This window comes from Enterobacter sp. PP-008-ECC_S150 (assembly GCF_045257065.1).
GTDB lineage: Bacteria > Pseudomonadota > Gammaproteobacteria > Enterobacterales > Enterobacteriaceae > Enterobacter > Enterobacter chengduensis.
Window position 1 is genome coordinate 28,316 of the sequence record NZ_JBJHHG010000006.1, and the last position, 18,863, is coordinate 47,178.

The 18,863-nt window shown below is 58.4% G+C and carries 17 protein-coding genes; 7 read left to right on the forward strand and 10 right to left on the reverse strand.

Going from position 1 to position 18,863, the window contains the following annotated elements:
- Positions 1–13 precede the first annotated feature (13 nt).
- Both fetB and fetA read right to left on the reverse strand, forming a co-directional pair.
- Positions 14–796 (reverse strand): iron efflux ABC transporter permease subunit FetB, encoded by a 783-nt coding sequence (gene fetB, locus ACJBF3_RS08610; RefSeq protein ID WP_045328420.1) that lies wholly within the window; start codon positions 794–796, stop codon positions 14–16.
- Positions 789–1,460: an iron efflux ABC transporter ATP-binding subunit FetA gene (gene fetA / locus ACJBF3_RS08615; protein WP_045328418.1), complete on the reverse strand. Its 672-nt coding sequence runs from the start codon at positions 1,458–1,460 to the stop codon at positions 789–791. The genes fetB and fetA overlap by 8 nt, the downstream gene beginning before the upstream one ends.
- 136 nt (positions 1,461–1,596) lie before the next feature.
- On the opposite strand from fetA, the gene ACJBF3_RS08620 reads away from it, so the two are divergent.
- On the forward strand, positions 1,597–2,511 hold the full coding sequence (locus tag ACJBF3_RS08620) for an SPFH domain-containing protein (RefSeq protein WP_024906863.1): 915 nt from the start codon (positions 1,597–1,599) through the stop codon (positions 2,509–2,511).
- Positions 2,508–2,960, forward strand: a complete 453-nt coding sequence (locus ACJBF3_RS08625) for an NfeD family protein (RefSeq protein WP_045328416.1) — start codon at positions 2,508–2,510, stop codon at positions 2,958–2,960. The genes ACJBF3_RS08620 and ACJBF3_RS08625 overlap by 4 nt, the downstream gene beginning before the upstream one ends.
- Here ACJBF3_RS08625 and cueR read toward each other — a convergent pair.
- Positions 2,957–3,367, reverse strand: a complete 411-nt coding sequence (cueR, locus tag ACJBF3_RS08630; RefSeq protein ID WP_045328414.1) for a Cu(I)-responsive transcriptional regulator — start codon at positions 3,365–3,367, stop codon at positions 2,957–2,959. The two genes, ACJBF3_RS08625 and cueR, sit on opposite strands and share 4 nt — an antisense overlap.
- A gap of 108 nt (positions 3,368–3,475) precedes the next feature.
- On the opposite strand from cueR, the gene copA reads away from it, so the two are divergent.
- From copA to ybaK, 3 genes are all read left to right on the forward strand, one after another.
- Positions 3,476–5,974, forward strand: coding sequence for a copper-exporting P-type ATPase CopA (gene copA / locus ACJBF3_RS08635; RefSeq protein WP_045328413.1), 2,499 nt, complete (start codon positions 3,476–3,478; stop codon positions 5,972–5,974).
- A gap of 50 nt (positions 5,975–6,024) precedes the next feature.
- Positions 6,025–6,819 (forward strand): TraB/GumN family protein, encoded by a 795-nt coding sequence (locus ACJBF3_RS08640; RefSeq protein WP_045328411.1) that lies wholly within the window; start codon positions 6,025–6,027, stop codon positions 6,817–6,819.
- A 200-nt stretch (positions 6,820–7,019) separates the two neighbouring features.
- A complete protein-coding gene (gene ybaK / locus ACJBF3_RS08645) occupies positions 7,020–7,499 on the forward strand; it encodes a Cys-tRNA(Pro)/Cys-tRNA(Cys) deacylase YbaK (RefSeq protein WP_023343509.1) in 480 nt (159 codons plus the stop codon).
- A gap of 90 nt (positions 7,500–7,589) precedes the next feature.
- On the opposite strand, the gene ushA is transcribed toward ybaK, so the two are convergent.
- On the reverse strand, positions 7,590–9,242 hold the full coding sequence (ushA, locus tag ACJBF3_RS08650; protein WP_045328409.1) for a bifunctional UDP-sugar hydrolase/5'-nucleotidase UshA: 1,653 nt from the start codon (positions 9,240–9,242) through the stop codon (positions 7,590–7,592).
- A 169-nt stretch (positions 9,243–9,411) separates the two neighbouring features.
- Here ushA and ACJBF3_RS08655 point away from each other — a divergent pair, with 169 nt between their 5' ends.
- The gene (locus ACJBF3_RS08655; RefSeq protein ID WP_045328407.1) at positions 9,412–10,620 is read left to right on the forward strand and encodes an MFS transporter; all 1,209 of its coding nucleotides are present in this window, start codon (positions 9,412–9,414) and stop codon (positions 10,618–10,620) included.
- Between the two features lie 230 nt (positions 10,621–10,850).
- The gene (gene ybaL / locus ACJBF3_RS08660; RefSeq protein WP_045328405.1) at positions 10,851–12,527 is read left to right on the forward strand and encodes a YbaL family putative K(+) efflux transporter; all 1,677 of its coding nucleotides are present in this window, start codon (positions 10,851–10,853) and stop codon (positions 12,525–12,527) included.
- Between the two features lie 81 nt (positions 12,528–12,608).
- On the opposite strand, the gene ACJBF3_RS08665 is transcribed toward ybaL, so the two are convergent.
- The 6 genes from ACJBF3_RS08665 to ACJBF3_RS08690 form a co-directional block, all read right to left on the reverse strand.
- Entirely contained in the window at positions 12,609–13,913 is a 1,305-nt protein-coding gene (locus ACJBF3_RS08665; RefSeq protein ID WP_406544936.1) for an inosine/guanosine kinase, read from the reverse strand.
- 62 nt (positions 13,914–13,975) lie between these two features.
- Positions 13,976–14,938: a ferrochelatase gene (hemH, locus tag ACJBF3_RS08670; RefSeq protein ID WP_032661468.1), complete on the reverse strand. Its 963-nt coding sequence runs from the start codon at positions 14,936–14,938 to the stop codon at positions 13,976–13,978.
- Between the two features lie 124 nt (positions 14,939–15,062).
- Positions 15,063–15,707 carry an adenylate kinase gene (adk, locus tag ACJBF3_RS08675; RefSeq protein ID WP_006809841.1) on the reverse strand — a complete coding sequence of 215 codons (645 nt, stop codon included), beginning with the start codon at positions 15,705–15,707 and terminating at the stop codon, positions 15,063–15,065.
- A 229-nt stretch (positions 15,708–15,936) separates the two neighbouring features.
- The gene (gene htpG / locus ACJBF3_RS08680; RefSeq protein ID WP_045328402.1) at positions 15,937–17,811 is read right to left on the reverse strand and encodes a molecular chaperone HtpG; all 1,875 of its coding nucleotides are present in this window, start codon (positions 17,809–17,811) and stop codon (positions 15,937–15,939) included.
- Between the two features lie 110 nt (positions 17,812–17,921).
- Positions 17,922–18,527: a recombination mediator RecR gene (gene recR, locus ACJBF3_RS08685; protein ID WP_006809843.1), complete on the reverse strand. Its 606-nt coding sequence runs from the start codon at positions 18,525–18,527 to the stop codon at positions 17,922–17,924.
- Positions 18,527–18,859 (reverse strand): YbaB/EbfC family nucleoid-associated protein, encoded by a 333-nt coding sequence (locus tag ACJBF3_RS08690; protein WP_003858972.1) that lies wholly within the window; start codon positions 18,857–18,859, stop codon positions 18,527–18,529. The genes recR and ACJBF3_RS08690 overlap by 1 nt, the downstream gene beginning before the upstream one ends.
- Positions 18,860–18,863 lie beyond the last annotated feature (4 nt).

Consider the following 18,863-nt stretch of genomic DNA (forward strand, 5'->3'; position numbering starts at 1 on the left):
CCGCCCGGCACAATCAGCGCGCGTTTTTCAACTGCGTCACCACCAGCTGGTGGCGCGCGTTGTAGAACTTCCGATAGGTCAGGTAGCAGGCAATGATGGTGGAGAGGCTTGCCGTAGAAAGCAGCATAAACGTCACCATGATCTGATACTTGATCGCTTTTACCGGATCGATACCGGCAAAAATCAGCCCCGACATCATGCCCGGCAGGCTCACCAGCCCCACCGTTTTGGCGGAATCGACCGTCGGGATCAGCGATGAGCGAATGCTCTCACGGATCAGCCGCGCGGAAGCCACTTTCGGGGTCGCCCCCAGGCTGAGTTTCTCCTGCAGCTGCTGCTGTTCGCTGCTGAAGCGCTGTCCGAGGTTGTTATAGCACAGCCCAACGGCCACCATGGCGTTGCCCGCAATCATCCCGGAGATAGGGATAACCTGCATCGGCGTAAACGCAATCGAGCCTGAGAACACCAGCACCGCCAGCGTGAGCGCCGTCCCGGTGGTAATGGCGATTAACGACGAGATAAACGCCTTATCAATGTATTTACTGCGTTTTTGCGCGTTCCACGCCGCGTTAAAGCAGATAAAGAGCACCATCAGCAGCGTCAGCACCGCGTGGTTGACGTTGAAAATATACTTAAGCACATAGCCGACGATGATGAGCTGAATCACCGCCCGGCAGATGCTCCACACGATATCTTTTTCCAGCCCCAGCTTTTCCCGGTAGCTGACCACAATCGCGATCAGCACCAGCACCATCGAAAACGCCAGAGATTCGTTCGTAATATTATGCTCACCCACGGTTGGCCTCCTGCATTTTTCCGCCGTGCGGCTGGAGCGCGATCGCGTCATCCGCATGGGTTATTTCGCTAGCGTCGTGCGTCACCCACAGCACGGCAATGTTCTGCTCCCGGGCGTAGCGATGGATTATCTCGTTGACGTTGCGCTTGTTAGCATCGTCGAGCGCGCTGGTAATTTCGTCCAGCAGTAACACCTTCGGCAAAAACTGCAGGTTGCGGATCAGCGAGACCCGCTGCTTTTCACCGCCCGACAGTTCGGAAACGGACTTGGTCAGGGTGTCCGGCGGCAGATTAAAGCGCGCCAGATCGGCGGAAAACCGTTCAGGATCGGGCGTTTTGTGCCGGATTTGCCACGGGAAAATCAGGTTGTCATACACCGTGCTGTCGAACAGGCTCGGCGTTTGCACCGAATAAGAGACCTGCTGGCGGTAGGTCTCCGGTGAGAGCGTTGCAATATCCTTCCCTTCAAAGACGATTTTTCCCGACGTTGGCGTGAGCAGCGACGCAATGATTTTAAGCAGCGTACTTTTCCCGCAGCCCGAAGGGCCGGTAATCAGTCGAAACTCGCCCGGCAAGAGGCTAAAACTGACATTGTTCAAAATGGTGGTGCCGCCTGTGCGGTAGCCCACGTCCTCGAGGGTTAACACCGCGCTGTTATCCTTCATGTTATTTTCTGCCTTTATCCCAATAATGAGCAGTAGTTTACGGCGAGGAGTGATAGTAAAGCGACTTTCCTCGTATACTTAGGATCAACAAAAAGTGATTTCATTTCTGTCACAGCATGCAAAACAGGAGGTTTTTATGCTTATCGTTGTTCCCGTTCTTATTTTCGTCGCGCTGGTCATTGTCGGCGCAGGGGTCAAAATTGTCCCGCAGGGCTATCAGTGGACCGTTGAGCGCTTCGGTCGCTACACCAACACGCTCCAGCCGGGCTTAAGCCTGATTGTTCCGTTCATGGACCGCATTGGTCGCAAGATCAACATGATGGAACAGGTGCTGGACATTCCTTCCCAAGAGGTGATCTCCAAGGATAACGCCAACGTCACCATCGATGCGGTCTGCTTTATTCAGGTGATTGACGCGCCGAAAGCGGCCTATGAGGTCAGCAACCTGGAGCTGGCGATCGTTAACCTGACGATGACCAACATCCGAACCGTGCTCGGCTCGATGGAGCTGGACGAGATGCTTTCCCAGCGCGACAGCATCAACACCCGCCTGCTGCACATTGTCGATGAGGCCACCAACCCGTGGGGGATCAAAGTTACCCGTATTGAGATCCGCGACGTGCGCCCGCCTGCGGAGCTGATCGCCTCCATGAACGCCCAGATGAAGGCCGAGCGAACCAAGCGCGCCTATATTCTGGAGGCCGAGGGGGTGCGTCAGGCTGAAATCCTCAAAGCCGAGGGGGAAAAACAGTCGCAGATCCTCAAAGCGGAAGGCGATCGTCAGTCCGCCTTCCTGCAGGCAGAAGCGCGTGAACGTTCCGCAGAGGCGGAAGCCCGCGCCACCCAGATGGTTTCAGAAGCCATTGCCGCCGGTGATATTCAGGCCGTGAACTACTTCGTCGCGCAAAAATATACCGACGCGCTGAAGCAGATTGGCTCCGCGAACAACAGCAAAGTGGTGATGATGCCGCTGGATGCCAGCAGCCTGATGGGCTCTATCGCCGGTATTGCCGAACTGATTAAAGACAGCGGAAACGAGCGTAAAAAATGATTGAGCTGATTGTTGCACATCCCCATGCCTTCTGGCTAAGCCTCGGTGGCTTACTGCTGGCGGCGGAGATGCTGGGCGGCAATGGCTACCTGCTCTGGAGCGGTGTCGCCGCGGTCATTACGGGTATTCTGGTCTGGATCCTTCCGCTGGACTGGGCGTGGCAGGGCGCGCTGTTTGCCGTGCTGACGCTGGTGGCCGCGTGGCTGTGGTGGCGATGGCTTAACCGACGGGTAAACGAGCAGAAACCGGTCGATGCCCATCTCAACCAGCGCGGGCAGCAGATTGTCGGCAAGCGTTTTACGCTCGACAGCGCGCTGGTGAACGGGCGCGGTCACATGCGCGTGGGCGACAGCTCGTGGCCGGTGGTGGCCGACGACGACCTCAGCGCCGGCACGCGGGTTGAGGTCATTGCGGTGGAAGGCATTACCCTGCGGGTGAAAGCCTGCTAGGCGAGGGTTTTGCGGTGGCAGCAGCCGGCAAGATTGTCGATAATCGGGCAGTCGGCGCTGTCATCCCCCGGACAGGACTCCGCGAGCTGCAGCAGCTGTTCGCGCATCGCCTGCAGCTCGGTAATGTGGCGTTCAATCTCTGCCACCTTTTCCAGCGTGCGTTTTTTGACGTCGGCGCTGTGGCGCTTTGGATCGTTAAACAGGTTAACCAGCTCGCCGCACTCTTCCAGATTAAACCCGACCTGCCTGGCCTGGCGCAGCAGCGTCAGCTCATCAATGTGCAGTTTCGTATAGCTGCGGTAGCCGTTTTCGCTGCGCAGCGGCGGCGTAACCAGCCCCTTCTCTTCATAAAAGCGAATCGCCTTGCTGGTTAAGCCGGTTTTTTTTGCCACGTCACTGATATTCACAATTCCCCCTTGACCTTCCCCTTGATGGAAGGTTTAACCTTCATAACAGTTAGCGAAAAGCGTTACTCCGGTCAACTACTGACCAGTTCATTATACGGGAGTTTTGTTATGTCTCACACTATTGACCTGACGCTGGACGGCCTCTCCTGCGGCCACTGCGTCAAACGCGTTAAAGAAAGCCTGGAACAGCGTCCTGATGTTGAAAGCGCTGACGTGACGATCGACCATGCCGCCGTCACCGGCAGCGCCAGCGCGGATGCGCTGATCGATACCATTAAACAAGCGGGTTATGGGGCGGAGCTAAGCCACCCAAAGGCTAAACCGCTGGCAGAGTCATCGTCCCCGTCGGAAGCACTGACAGCGGCCACTCCTGAGCTTCCGGCAGCGGATGATATTGATGACAGCCAACAGCTGCTGATCAACGGCATGAGCTGCGCCAGCTGCGTCTCCCGGGTACAAAACGCCTTGCAGGCCGTACCGGGCGTCGCGCAGGCACGGGTCAATCTTGCGGAGCGTACTGCGCTGGTGATGGGCAGCGCCTCCGCCGCAGAATTAGTCCAGGCCGTTGAGAAAGCGGGCTACGGCGCGGAGGCCATCGAAGATGATGCCGAACGCCGCGAGCGCCAGCAGGAAACGGCTATCGCCACCATGAAGCGCTTCCGCTGGCAGGCGATTTTCGCCCTGCTGGTGGGGATTCCGGTGATGGTGTGGGGCATGCTCGGCGACAACATGATGGTCACCGACGACAACCGCACGCTGTGGCTGGTGATTGGCCTGATAACCCTCGCGGTGATGGTGTTCGCGGGCGGACATTTCTATACCAGCGCCTGGAAGAGCCTGAAAAACCGCACCGCGACGATGGATACCCTGGTCGCCCTCGGTACCGGCGCGGCGTGGCTCTATTCGATGAGCGTCAACGTCTGGCCCCAGTGGTTCCCGATGGAGGCGCGCCATCTCTATTATGAAGCGAGCGCGATGATTATCGGCCTGATAAACCTGGGCCATATGCTGGAAGCCCGCGCCCGCCAGCGCTCCTCGAAGGCGCTGGAACGGTTACTGGATTTGACCCCGCCGACGGCCCGCGTGGTCACGGACGAGGGGGAAAAAAGCGTTCCGCTGGCGGAGGTTCAGCCCGGCATGACGCTGCGTCTGACCACCGGCGACCGCGTGCCCGTTGACGGAAAAATAACCCAGGGCGAGGCCTGGCTGGATGAAGCGATGCTGACCGGCGAGCCTATCCCCCAGCAGAAATCCGACGGCGACGCCGTCCATGCCGGTACGGTGGTACAGGACGGCAGCGTGCTGTTTACCGCCAGCGCCGTCGGCAGCCACACGACGCTGTCGCGTATTATCCGCATGGTGCGCCAGGCGCAGAGCAGCAAGCCGGAGATTGGCCAGCTTGCTGACAGGATCTCGGCCATTTTTGTGCCGGTGGTCGTCGGCATTGCCCTGCTGAGCGCGGCGATCTGGTACTTCTTCGGCCCCGCGCCGCAGATTGTTTACACCCTGGTGATCGCCACCACCGTATTGATCATCGCCTGTCCCTGCGCTCTTGGCCTGGCGACCCCGATGTCGATTATCTCCGGCGTCGGCCGCGCGGCTGAATTTGGCGTGCTGGTGCGGGATGCGGACGCGCTGCAGCGGGCCAGCACCCTCGACACGCTGGTGTTCGATAAAACCGGCACGCTGACCGAAGGCAAACCGCAGGTGGTGGCCGTTACGACCGTCGGTATTGCGGAAGCGGACGCGCTGCGCCTCGCCGCCGCGCTGGAGCAAGGCTCCAGCCACCCGCTGGCGCGCGCCATCCTCGATAAAGCGCATGCGTCTGCCCTGCCGCCGGTGAGCAATTTCCGCACCCTGCGCGGGCTCGGCGTCAGCGGTGAAGCCGAAGGCCACGCGCTGCTGCTGGGCAACCAGGCATTGCTCCATGAAAACGGCATTGATACCGCCGCGCTGGCGAGCGAGCTGAAGGCGCAGGCGTCTCAGGGGGCCACCCCGGTTCTGCTGGCGGTAGATGGCAAAGCCGCCGCGCTGCTGGCCGTGCGCGATCCGCTTCGTCAGGACAGCGTGGACGCCCTGCGGCGCCTGCACCGTGCGGGCTACAGTCTGGTGATGCTGACCGGCGATAACCCGACGACGGCTAACGCCATTGCGAAAGAAGCCGGTATTGATGAGGTCATTGCGGGCGTCCTGCCGGACGGTAAGGCGGACGCCATCAAGACGCTGCAAAGCCAGGGCCGTCAGGTGGCGATGGTCGGCGACGGCATCAACGACGCCCCGGCGCTGGCCCAGGCGGACGTGGGGGTTGCGATGGGGGGCGGGAGCGATGTCGCCATTGAAACCGCGGCCATCACGCTGATGCGCCACAGCCTGATGGGCGTCGCCGACGCGCTGGCCATTTCGAAAGCCACGTTGCGCAACATGAAGCAGAACCTGCTCGGGGCGTTTATCTATAACTCGCTCGGCATCCCGATTGCGGCCGGTATTTTGTGGCCGCTCACCGGCACGCTGCTTAATCCGGTGGTCGCGGGTGCGGCGATGGCGCTCTCCTCCATCACCGTGGTCAGCAACGCCAACCGGCTGCTGCGGTTTACACCGAAGGATTGAACCTTGTACCCGTACGCGCTAGCATGAACCTTTCCGTTCATGGAGCGCGTATGGGCCTGTTTAATCGTATAAAAACCTCGTTTCGCGCCCTCTTTCCTCGCCGTTACGCCTGGCCCGGCCTGGATATCTCGCTTCCCGGCGGGCAGCACCTGCACCTGGTCGGCAGCATTCATATGGGTACGCAGGATATGTCTCCCCTGCCGCCCGGCCTGATTAAACTGCTGAAACACGCCGACGCGCTGGTCGTTGAGGCGGACATTTCGGGCCACGAGTCGCCGTTTGCCGGGCTTGAGAGCGATCTCCCGCTGGCGGAACGTCTGGACGAAGCCCGTCTGGCGGAACTGACGCGCGTCGCCGACGAAACCGGCGTCTCGCTCTCCATGATTGACGCCCTGCCGCTCTGGCAAATTGCGATGGTGCTGCAGGCCACGCAGGCGCAGCGTCTGGGCCTGCGCGGTGACTACGGCATTGATTATCAGCTGCTGAACGTGGCAAGGGCGCGCAGCCTGCCGATCGTCGAGCTGGAAGGAACGGACAGCCAGATTGCGCTCCTGCGGCAGCTTCCCGACGACGGTCTGATGCTGCTGGATGACACCCTAACCCACTGGCACACCAACGCGCGGCTGCTGCAGACCATGATTGGCTGGTGGCTCGATACGCCGCCTGAAGACGGCAAGCTGGCGTTACCGTCGACGTTCAGCGAATCGCTGTATGATGTGCTGATGAACGCGCGCAACAAAGCCTGGCGGGAGACGCTGCACGCGTTACCTGCGGGGCATTACGTGGTGGCGGTCGGGGCGCTACATTTGTACGGAGAAGGGAATTTGCCGTCGCTGCTGAAATAAAAAAAATGGCCAATATTTCTATTGGCCCGTCAAAGAGGAATTTCATCGTTTTTATTATGCCGAAGGAGACCTTCGGTTGAGCCGATTGTCGCTCAAAGTGACCATCACTGCCAATACTATTGCGCAAGATGGTGCTATTTTTTAGACAAACGTCAGGCGTATGCTGTTGGCATGATTGGTCTGTCGTAAGAAGGATAGCTATGACTCCCGCCGTTAAATTACTCGAAAAAAACAATATTTCTTTCCGGATCCACACCTACGATCACGATCCGAATGAAACCAACTTTGGTGATGAAGTGGTGCGCAAGCTGGGGCTGAACGCTGACCAGGTTTATAAAACGCTGCTGGTTGCGGTGAATGGCGACATGAAACATCTCGCCGTGGCGGTGACCCCGGTGGCGGGACAGCTGGATCTGAAGAAAGTCGCCAAAGCGCTGGGGGCGAAGAAGGTGGATATGGCGGATCCGATGGTGGCGCAACGCACCACGGGATACCTGGTGGGCGGGATCAGCCCGCTCGGGCAGAAAAAACGCCTGCCGACGCTGATCGATGCCCCTTCCCAGGAATTTGACACCATCTTTATATCCGGCGGCAAACGCGGGCTGGATATTGAGCTGGCCGCGGGCGATCTGGCAAAAATGCTGGACGCGAAGTTTGCGGATATTGCGCGCCGGGATTGAGAAAATTGCCCGGTGGCGCTGCGCTTACCGGGCCTACGATTCGAATGTAGGCCGGGTAAGGCGTAGCCGCCACCCGGCAACAGCCCCCCACTACTGCCAGCTCACCTCACCCTTCGGCTCATACGCGTTCACGTCAATTGGCGAATTTTGCTCGATAAACTGCTTCAGCACTTCCGCGTCGATAAAGCCGGTATTCACGTAGCCCGGTTTGTTATCAATATGAGGATAGCCGTCGCCGCCGGTGGCGTTAAAGCTTAAGGTCGCCAGACGATAGGTTTTGGCCGGATCGACCGGTTCGCCTTTGATCTTAAGATCGTTAAGCTTGCCGTCTTTCGCCACGAAGCTGACGTTGGCAAACTGCGGATAGGCCCCGGAATCCGGCTTCATCTGCGCCACTGCGGTCAGGTAGTCAATGGCCTCTTTCCCGCTCATGTCGGCATAGACCACCAGGTTACCAAACGGCTGCACCTTCAGGACGTCCTTATAGGTAATGTTTCCGCCTTCGATGGAGTCACGAATGCCGCCCCCGCTCATTACGCCAAAATCCGCGCCGGTGCGCGCCATCTGCGCTGCCAGCACCAGATGACCCATGTTGGTCTGCACGAAGCGAACCTTACTGCGGTCCCCCTCCAGACGACCGTTCAGCGTGCCGATTTTCACGTCCAGCTGCGCCTTGCCTTTGTTCTGGAACGGCGTTAGCAGGGAGAGCATCTGCTGGTTTTCAGCGATCTCTGGCGTGTAAAGTACGCGCTCACTTTTCCCGTCCGGATAGGTCACTTTCTTCTTCAGGTTGACCGGAATGAGCTGATAGCGCACCAGCTTCATCTCGCCGTTACGGAACTCAAAGTCCGCCCGGCCCACGTATTTGCCCCACTCGTGCGCCTGCACAATCCAGATACCGTTCTGACGGTCCGGCGCGCAAGGCGTGCCCGGCACGTAGTCCACCTGCTTTTTGTTCTCCGAGGCCATGCAGACCGGATCCTGTGAGTGACCACCCACAATCATCGCCAGCGAGCCCGCAGGCAGGCTGCGCGCCATCTCCACGTCGCCGGGCGCGTTAGAGCCGTGCTCGCCGTTGTCGTAGTGCCCCATGTGCGTGGTGGCGATAATCACGTCCGGCTTCTCATTCTGCTGCAATTCCTGAATCACCAGCTTCGCTTCGTCTGCTGGCTTGCGGAATTCGATATCGGTGAAGAACTCAGGGTTGCCGATTTTCGCCGTATCGTCGGTGGTTAAGCCAATCACCGCGATCTTCAGATCCTGACGCTTAAACAGCGCCCACGGCTTAAACAGGCGTTCACCGGTACTTTTCTGGTAAATATTGGCGGAAAGGAACGGGAATTTAGCCCATTTCTCCTGCTGACGCAGCACGGTCAGCGGGTTATCAAACTCGTGGTTACCCACGGCCATCGCGTCGTAGCCAATCAGGTTCATGCCGCGAAAGTCCGGCTCCGCGTCCTGCAGGTCAGATTCCGGCACGCCGGTATTGATATCGCCCCCCGACAGCAGCAGCACGCTGCCGCCCTGGGCAGCCACCTCTTTGCGAATGCCGTCCACCAGCGTTTTTTGCGCCGACAGGCCGTATTCGCCGTATTCGCTGCGCCAGAAATGGCCGTGGTGGTCGTTGGTATGCAGAATGGTAATTTTATAGGTTTTGTCTTTTTCATACGCCTGCGCGGGCAGGCTTACCAGCCCCCACGCCGCAATGAGCGCCAGCGCGACGCCCCGCTTCATTAACTTCATCTTCTCTCTCCCTGACCCATAGACAAAGGCAGAAATTACAGTGACTCACAATAATAGACAAATAAGTTTTCATAATTGCGACTTTCTTCAAATGTCGCAGGCGGGTATGTTAGTCGGATAATAATTACACCCTGCATCGCTAATAACTACAGACGTGGTACTTCTCTCTATGGCAATCAGTGAATCAACCCAGCCCGTTCCGGGCGCACCGGCGTCGCGCACCTCCTTTAAAGTATTAGGCGCAATCAGCCTTTCGCACCTGCTCAACGACATGATCCAGTCGTTGATTCTGGCTATTTATCCGCTGCTGCAATCCGAGTTTTCGTTAACCTTTGTGCAGATCGGGATGATCACCCTGACCTTCCAGCTGGCTTCCTCGCTGCTGCAGCCGGTGGTGGGCTACTGGACGGATAAATACCCGATGCCGTGGTCATTGCCAATCGGCATGTGCTTTACCCTAAGCGGGCTGGTGCTGCTGTCCATGGCCGGAAGTTTTGAAGCCGTGCTGATCGCCGCCGCGCTGGTGGGCACCGGCTCGTCCGTCTTCCACCCTGAGTCCTCTCGCGTGGCGCGCATGGCCTCCGGTGGCCGTCACGGGTTGGCGCAGTCGCTTTTCCAGGTGGGCGGTAACTTCGGCAGCTCCCTCGGCCCGCTGCTGGCGGCGGTGATTATCGCCCCGTACGGCAAAGGCAACGTGGCGTGGTTTGTGCTGGCCGCGCTGCTGGCGATTATCGTGCTGGCGCAGATCAGCCGCTGGTACGCCGCGCAGCATCGGGTAAATAAAGGGAAACCTAAAGCGAAGGTTATCAATCCCCTCCCGCGCAATAAGGTTATTCTGGCCGTTTCCGTGCTGCTGGTGCTGATTTTCTCGAAATACTTCTATATGGCGAGCATCAGCAGCTATTACACCTTTTATCTGATGCAAAAATTCGGATTATCGGTACAAAACGCGCAGATCCACCTGTTTGCCTTCCTGTTCGCCGTCGCCGCCGGTACGGTCATTGGCGGGCCTGTGGGGGATAAGATTGGGCGTAAATATGTTATTTGGGGCTCTATCCTCGGCGTGGCGCCCTTTACCCTCATTTTGCCGTACGCCAGCCTTGAATGGACGGGAATTTTAACCGTTATTATTGGTTTTATCCTCGCCTCCGCGTTTTCCGCCATTCTGGTCTATGCCCAGGAGCTGCTGCCGGGCCGTATCGGTATGGTTTCCGGGCTGTTTTTCGGTTTCGCCTTCGGCATGGGCGGGCTGGGTGCAGCGGTGTTAGGTATGGTTGCGGATCACACCAGCATCTTCCTGGTTTATAAAATCTGCGCTTTCCTGCCACTTCTTGGGATGTTGACCATATTCCTGCCTGATAACCGCCACAAAGCGTAAATTACGGGCAGCCAAAGTGTGACTTTGGCTGCCTGACACCCTTATGCCATAAGGGTTTCTTCTTTCCCCTCTCGCTGAATTTATCAAAATGCGCTTTTTTAGGCGCATATTGCCGTTTTATTCAAACTTCAACAATTATTCATAAACATAAGGGGAAAAATTGTCATAAACTATTACTCGGTTTTTTGGTTTTTCACCAAAAAGGAACACCCACAACGAAAGGAGACGGAATGCACCACGCCACACCGCTTATCACCACCATTGTTGGTGGACTTGTGCTCGCTTTTATCCTCGGCATGATTGCCAATAAACTGCGTATTTCTCCTCTTGTCGGCTATCTGCTGGCAGGTGTGCTGGCGGGACCGTTCACGCCAGGCTTCGTCGCGGATACCAAACTGGCCCCTGAACTGGCGGAATTGGGCGTGATTCTGCTGATGTTTGGCGTCGGCCTGCATTTTTCCCTGAAGGATTTGATGGCGGTAAAGTCGATTGCCATACCGGGAGCGATCGCCCAGATTGGGGTGGCGACGCTGCTGGGAATGGCGCTTTCGGCGGTGCTGGGCTGGTCGCTAATGACCGGTATCGTATTTGGGCTGTGTCTCTCAACCGCCAGTACCGTGGTGCTGCTGCGCGCGCTTGAGGAGAGACAGCTGATAGACAGCCAGCGCGGGCAAATTGCGATTGGCTGGCTGATTGTTGAAGACCTGGTCATGGTCCTGACGCTGGTGCTGCTGCCGGCCGTCGCCGGGATGATGGAAAAAGACAACGTCGGCTTCGCCTCGCTGGCGCTGGATATGAGCATCACCATCGGTAAGGTGGTGGCGTTTATCGCCATCATGATGCTGGTAGGACGCCGCCTGGTGCCGTGGATCATGTCCCGCAGCGCGGCGACCGGCTCCCGCGAGCTGTTTACCCTCTCCGTGCTGGCGCTGGCGCTGGGCATCGCGTTTGGTGCCGTTGAGCTGTTTGACGTTTCCTTTGCCCTGGGCGCCTTCTTTGCCGGGATGGTGCTGAACGAATCCGAGCTGAGCCACCGCGCGGCGCACGACACGCTGCCGCTGCGCGATGCGTTTGCCGTGCTGTTCTTCGTCTCCGTCGGGATGCTGTTCGATCCGCTGGTGCTGATCCAGCAGCCGCTGGCCGTGATGGGCACGCTGGCGATCATCATTTTTGGTAAGTCGCTCGCTGCCTTCTTCCTGGTACGCATGTTTGGCCACTCCCCGCGTACGGCGCTGACCATCGCTGCCAGCCTGGCGCAGATTGGCGAATTCGCCTTTATTCTGGCCGGTCTGGGTATGGCCCTGAACCTGCTGCCTCAGGCGGGGCAAAACCTGGTGCTGGCGGGGGCGATCCTGTCGATTATGCTGAACCCGGTGCTGTTTGCCCTGCTGGAAAAATACCTCGATAAAACCGAAACGCTGGAAGAACAGACCCTCGAAGAGGCCATCGAAGAAGAGAAGCAGATCCCGGTCGATATTTGCAACCACGCCCTGCTGGTGGGCTTTGGGCGCGTCGGTAGCCTCCTCGGCGAGAAGCTGATGGCGCAGGGGATTCCGCTGGTGGTGATTGAGACCTCACGCACCCGCGTCGACGAGCTGCGCGAGCGCGGTATCCGCGCGGTGCTGGGCAACGCGGCGAACGAAGAGATCATGAACCTGGCGCATCTGGACTGCGCCCGCTGGCTGCTGCTGACCATACCGAACGGCTATGAGGCGGGTGAGATTGTGGCTTCCGCGCGCGCGAAGTGCCCAACGATTGAGATTATCGCCCGGGCGCACTATGACGACGAGGTGGAGTACATTACCGAGCGCGGCGCGGATAAGGTGGTGATGGGCGAACGCGAGATTGCGAATACGATGCTGACGCTGCTGGAGAAACCGCCGGTTGAAGAGGCGGTGACGGGGTAAAAAAAGCCTGCTGGCGCTACGCTTAGCAGGCCTACAGGTAGCCCCGGTAAGCGTAGCGCCACCGGGGTTTTCTTTTAGCAATCAACGATCCCAGTACGCCTCTTCGAGGCTGTCTTCCCGTTCCGGCAGACCACGCGTTAAGCGCGGGGAGTGCTGGTTCAGCACCTGATAGCTCACGCGGTTCGCGTACTTACACACCTGCGCCAGCGACGAATAGGTCAGCCAGCTGAACTTGTGCTTGCTGGAGTTCGGCACGTTGGTTTTGTGGTAGGCGTTCGCGGTGATGTCGTGCAGCAGCGCGGCCAGCGCGCCGTCGCCCGCGCCGTTGGTGTTCATGATCTTCTCCGGGCCACCCATGTATGGCGCAATGTGAGAGTAGATCCGCAGCGGATTCACGCAGTCTTTGTAACGCATGCCGCGGCTGAACTCGTACTGGTTGAACTCGGCGATCGCGCCCGGCAGCAGCGGGTGCTGGGTTTTGCGTTTACTCTCTTCTTCCGTGAAGCCTGCCATATACAGCCCAACCGGACCCGCGGTGCAGAGCACCAGATCTACCCGGTCCAGCGCTTTGTCAGACGCCAGCAGCGGATCGCTTTCGCCGGTCAGCGCTTCGGCCTCTTCTTCGTTCATCGCCAGAATCGAGACGTGCTCTTTCAGGAAGGCCTGCCACCATTCTGGGTTATCGGCAATCACGAATTTGGTGCCCAGCGTGAGTACCACCGGCACATCGTACTTTTTGGCGTACTCAATCGCCTTCATGGTCGCTTCCGGCATCGGCTCGCCGGGCTTGCAGCGCACAAGGTAGGAGGTCAATACCAGCGCCGAGGCGCCCGCGATGACCTCTTCCGGAATACTCTCGGCGCGCAGCTTGTTCATGTGACCCGGGCTGATGGCAAAGGTACGCTCGCCGGATTCTCCGATCAGCGTAAAGCAGCGTCCAATCGGCCCGTCAACGCCCTGAAGGTAGTTAAGATCGGTACGGCTGGAGGTGTTGCAGAGATAGCGGTAGGCATAGCCGCCGATTTCAATGTTGCTGCACATCACGCCGAGCAGCACCGAGCGGTCGTCTGCCAGCACGGAGTAGTTATGCATGGTATTGCCGATGGTTCCCCCGGCAAACTGATGGGTAATCAGGTTTTCACGCACCAGCTCCTGGTACAGGGCTTCGGCAACGTCATCCTCAATCACCAGCGAGTGCCCGGCGCTCAGACCGTAGCGGGCGACAAACGCGTCATCCACTTTCGCTTCAATGTCCACCAGCGTCTGGTCGATACCGACGACCCAGGCCGCGCTGGTTTCATTTTCTGGCTGGATTTGCTGCAGGAGCGGATCGCGGGCATCGACGGGGAAGTAGTGTTTGGATTTGCGTTTACCGGGAAATTTCATGGCCTGAACTGTGCGAAGAATATGGGCCGGGAATGGTAGCACAAACCCGGCCCGGAGTGCGATCAGCGGCTGTTCGTGACCAGCGAAACCATCATATCGATATGTTCGGGCGAGTCGTTAAGCGCCGGAATGTACTCGTACTTTTCGCCGCCAGCCTCAAGGAAAAATTCCCGGTTTTGCACCGCGATCTCCTCCAGCGTTTCCAGACAGTCTGCCGAGAAGCCCGGCGACATCACCTGAATGTGCTTCACGCCCTTCTCACCCAGCATTTTGAGGGTTTCATCGGTGTACGGCGTCAGCCACGGCTCGCGGCCGAAGCGCGACTGGAAGGTCATCATTACCTTCTCCGGCGGCAGGCCAAGGGCGGAAACCAGCTCGCGCGTGGTATCGCGGCAGCGCTGCGGATAATCATCCCCTTCATTGGCGAAACGCTGCGGGATCCCATGATAGGAGAGCAGCAGCAGATCCGGCTCGCCGTGCTTTTCAAACGACGCGCGCGCGCTGTTGGCAAGCGCCTGGATGTAAAGATCGTTATCGGCGTAATCACGAATAAAGGTCACGCCCGGAATGCGGCGACGGGTCGCCAGAATGCGCGCCAGCTCGTCCCAGACGGCGGCCACCGTGGAGCAGGAGTACTGCGGGTAGAGCGCCAGCACGACGATATGGTCCACGCCCTGCGCCAGCAAGGATTCTACCGCGCTTTCCAGGGACGGTTTGCCGTAGCTCATGCCCAGTGCGACGGGCATATCCGGCAGGCGGGCGGCCAGCGCTTTTTCCTGGCGACGGCTGTAGACCATCAGCGGCGAGCCCTCCTCCATCCAGACGGACTGATAGAGTTTGGCGACGCGCGGCGAACGAATCGGCAGAATGACGCCACGCAGCAGCGGCCACCACAGCAGCCGTGGAAAATCCACCACGCGCGTGTCGCTTAAAAATTGTCGCAGGTAGCGTTTTACCGCGTCTGATGTAGGTGCTTCTGGAGTGCCCAGATTGGCAAGCAGGATGCCGGTTTTCGCCTGACTCATTCACGCCTCTTAACCATTTGATAGGTTGTCAATTGTAGCGGAAATGCGTTTAAACGAAACCCATTGCTGTAATAGGTAAGATGAGAATATTTCTCACCCGGGGACCCGGGTGAGAGGCGCGCAATTAGCCGAGGATTTTTTCCAGCTCTGCACGTACGTCAGCCACGGCTTTGGTACCGTCGACTTTGGCGTATTTGGTGTTACCCGCCTGCGCTTCTTTGGTGTAGTAGCCGATCAGCGGTGCGGTCATCTGATGGTATTCCACCAGGCGCTTGCGCACGGTCTCTTCCTGATCGTCTTTACGGGTGGTCAGCTCTTCGCCAGTCACGTCGTCTTTGCCTTCAACCTTAGGCGGGTTGAATTTGATGTGGTAAACGCGGCCAGAAGCAGCGTGTACGCGACGGCCAACGATGCGGTCAACGATCAGCTCGTCCGGTACGTCGAACTCCAGAACGTAATCCACGTTGATGCCCGCTTCCTTCATGGCGTCAGCCTGAGGAATGGTGCGTGGGAAGCCGTCCAGCAGGAAACCGTTACGGCAGTCTTCCTGAGCAATGCGCTCTTTGACCAGAGCAATCACCAGCTCGTCGGTTACCAGCTTGCCTGCGTCCATGATGTCTTTCGCCTGTTTACCCAGCTCGGAGCCAGATTTCACAGCGGCGCGCAGCATATCACCGGTGGAGATTTGCGGAATACCGTATTTCTCCATGATGAACTGAGCCTGAGTTCCTTTACCCGCGCCCGGAGCGCCAAGCAGAATAATACGCATTGCGAAAATCCCCTCAAATGTCGTTTCAATTTTTCAAAAGCGCTAAACAATACCACCAGAACGGGCATCGCTCAAGGAAGGCAGGAAGGCTGAAACGGTTAACGGGGGGAGATAATTTGAGGAAGTGCGGTTGATTCCCCCTCACCCTAACCCTCTCCCCAAAGGGGAGAGGGAACGATTATACCCTCTCCCCTTTGGGGAGAGGGCAGGGTGAGGGGCAGGTGTTTAGTTACGCCAGCAGCAGCGCATTCACACGTTTAATGAACAGGTTAGGATCTTCCAGCGTGCCGCGTTCGGCCAGCAGGGACTGATCCAGCAGCAGTTCGACCCACTCGGCAAAGCGGGCGTCGTCCTGGGTATCCGCCGCGCGTTTCACCAGCGGATGATCCGGATTAAGCTCAAAGATATATTTCACTTCCGGCATCGCCTGGCCCGCGGCGGCGAACAGCTTCGCCATCTGGGTGCTCATTTCGTCAGCATCGGTGGTGACAATCGCCGGGGTATCCGTCAGGCGGTGCGTGAAGCGCACCTCTTTCACGCGATCGCCCAGCAGGGTTTTCACGCGCTCAACGAACGGCTCCAGCGCCTTCTCGGCTTCTTTCGCGCTTTCGTCCACTTCATCCGCCAGCTTGTCGATGGACTCGTCCGCTTTGGCTACGGACTGGAACGCCTTACCGTCGAACTCGGTCAGGTAGTTCATCATCCACTCGTCGATGCGGTCAGACAGCAGCAGCACTTCGATGCCTTTCTTGCGCAACAGCTCCAGGTGCGGACTGCTCTTCGCCGCGGCGTAGCTGTCGGCGGTGATGTAGTAGATCTTCTCCTGCCCTTCCTTCATGCGGGAGACGTACTCTTCCAGCGACACGGTCTGCGCGGAGGAGTCGGCGTGCGTAGAGGCGAAGCGCAGCAGTTTGGCGATGGTTTCCACGTTCGCGGTGTCTTCCGCCGGACCTTCCTTCAGCACCAGGCCGAACTGTTTCCAGAAGGTCTGATATTTTTCCGCATCGTCCTTCGCCAGTTTTTCCAGCATCTGCAGCGCACGTTTGGTCAGGGCGTTGCGCAGGTTACGGGTGACGGTGCTGTCCTGCAGAATTTCACGCGAGACGTTCAGCGGCAGATCGTTGGAGTCTATCAGACCGCGCACGAAGCGCAGGTAGTTCGGCATGAACTGCTCGGCGTCGTCCATGATGAAGACGCGCTGCACGTACAGCTTCAGGCCGTGCTTGTGATCGCGGTTCCACATGTCCCACGGCGCCTGTGCCGGGATGTACAGCAGGCTGGTGTACTCCTGCTTCCCTTCCACACGGTTGTGGCTCCAGGTCAGCGGGTCGGTAAAGTCGTGGGCGATGTGCTTGTAGAACTCGCTGTATTCGTCGTCTTTAATTTCAGACTTGTTGCGCGTCCACAGCGCCTGCGCCTTGTTGATTTTTTCCCAGGAAACGACGGTTTCACCGTCTTTCTCTTCCTGTTTTTCAATCTCAACCGGCAGGGCGATGTGGTCGGAGTACTTGCTGATGATGGAGCGCACGCGCCAGTCGTTCAGGAAATCGTCTTCGCCTTCACGCAGGTGGAGAGTGATCTCGGTGCCGCGATCCGCCTTGGTGATGTCGTCAACGGTGTATTCGCCTTCCCCTTTGGATTCCCACAGCACGCCGTTTTCGGCGCTGTCGCCCGCCGCGCGGGTGCGCACGGTGACTTTATCCGCCACGATGAACGCCGAGTAGAAGCCGACACCGAACTGGCCGATGAGCTGGCTGTCTTTCGCCTGGTCAGAGCCCATGGACTCGAGGAACGCCTTGGTGCCGGATTTGGCGATGGTCCCGAGGTGGTCGATCACCTCGTCGCGGTTCATCCCGATGCCGTTATCGGCGATGGTCAGAGTGCGGTTCTCTTTGTTGAACGAGACGCGCACGCGCAGCTCGCCGTCGCCTTCGTACAGATCCGGGTTAGACAGCGCGCGGAAGCGCAGCTTGTCCGCCGCATCCGAGGCGTTGGAAATCAGCTCACGCAGGAAAATTTCTTTGTTGGAATACAGGGAATGGATCATCAGGTGCAGAAGCTGTTTTACTTCTGACTGGAAACCACGGGTTTCTTGTCCTTTCATCTAAGTCGACCTCAACAATGCCATTTAATGGGGTTGTAAAACGTTGAGTGAGAGATGGGGTTAAGGGGGGAAATTTTCAAGCGGAGGCCGCGCGCGCAGCCTCCGTTTGGTCAGAAAATAATCTTGTGACGCCCGGCCAGAGAGTGTGACAGCGTGGTGCCGTCTACCATCTCCAGCTCGCCGCCGACCGGCACGCCGTGAGCGATGCGGCTGGCGTCAACGCCATACTGCGCGCACAGCTCGGCGATGTAGTTGGCGGTTGCCTCCCCTTCCACCGTCGGATTGGTGGCGAGGATCACCTCCTTGATGGTTTCGGACTCAAGACGCTGTTCAAGGCGGTCAAGACCGATATCATCCGGGCCAATACCGTCGAGCGGAGAGAGATGCCCCATCAGCACGAAGTAGCGACCGGAAAACTGCCCGGTTTGTTCGATGGCGTAGATATCCGCAGGACTCTCCACCACGCAAATCTGGCCGTTTTCCTGACGACGCGGGTTCGTACAGATGTTGCACACGTCCTGCTCGGTAAAGGTGCGGCAATCCGCACAGTGACCAATTTCCGACATGGCGCGGGTCAAAGCCTGCGCCAGGCGCATCCCGCCGCTGCGGTCGCGCTGCAATAGCGTAAACGCCATGCGCTGCGCCGACTTCGGGCCAACGCCCGGCAGGCAGCGCAGTGCTTCCATTAACTGCGTGAGCAGCGGACTGGTTTGCATCAGAACGGCATCTTGAAGCCAGGCGGCAGCTGCATGCCGCTGGAAACGGAGGCCATTTTCTCTTTCTGGGTTTCGTCGATACGGCGAGCGGCATCGTTAAACGCGGCAGCAACCAGATCTTCCAGCATCTCTTTGTCGTCTTCGAGCAGGCTCGGGTCGATTTCCACGCGACGGCAGTTGTGCGCACCGTTGATGGTCACCTTGACCAGACCGGCACCGGACTCACCCGTGACTTCCAGCTGAGCGATCTCTTCCTGCATCTTCTGCATTTTTTCCTGCATCTGCTGAGCCTGCTTCATCAGGCCACCCAGACCGCCTTTTCCACCAAACATAGGC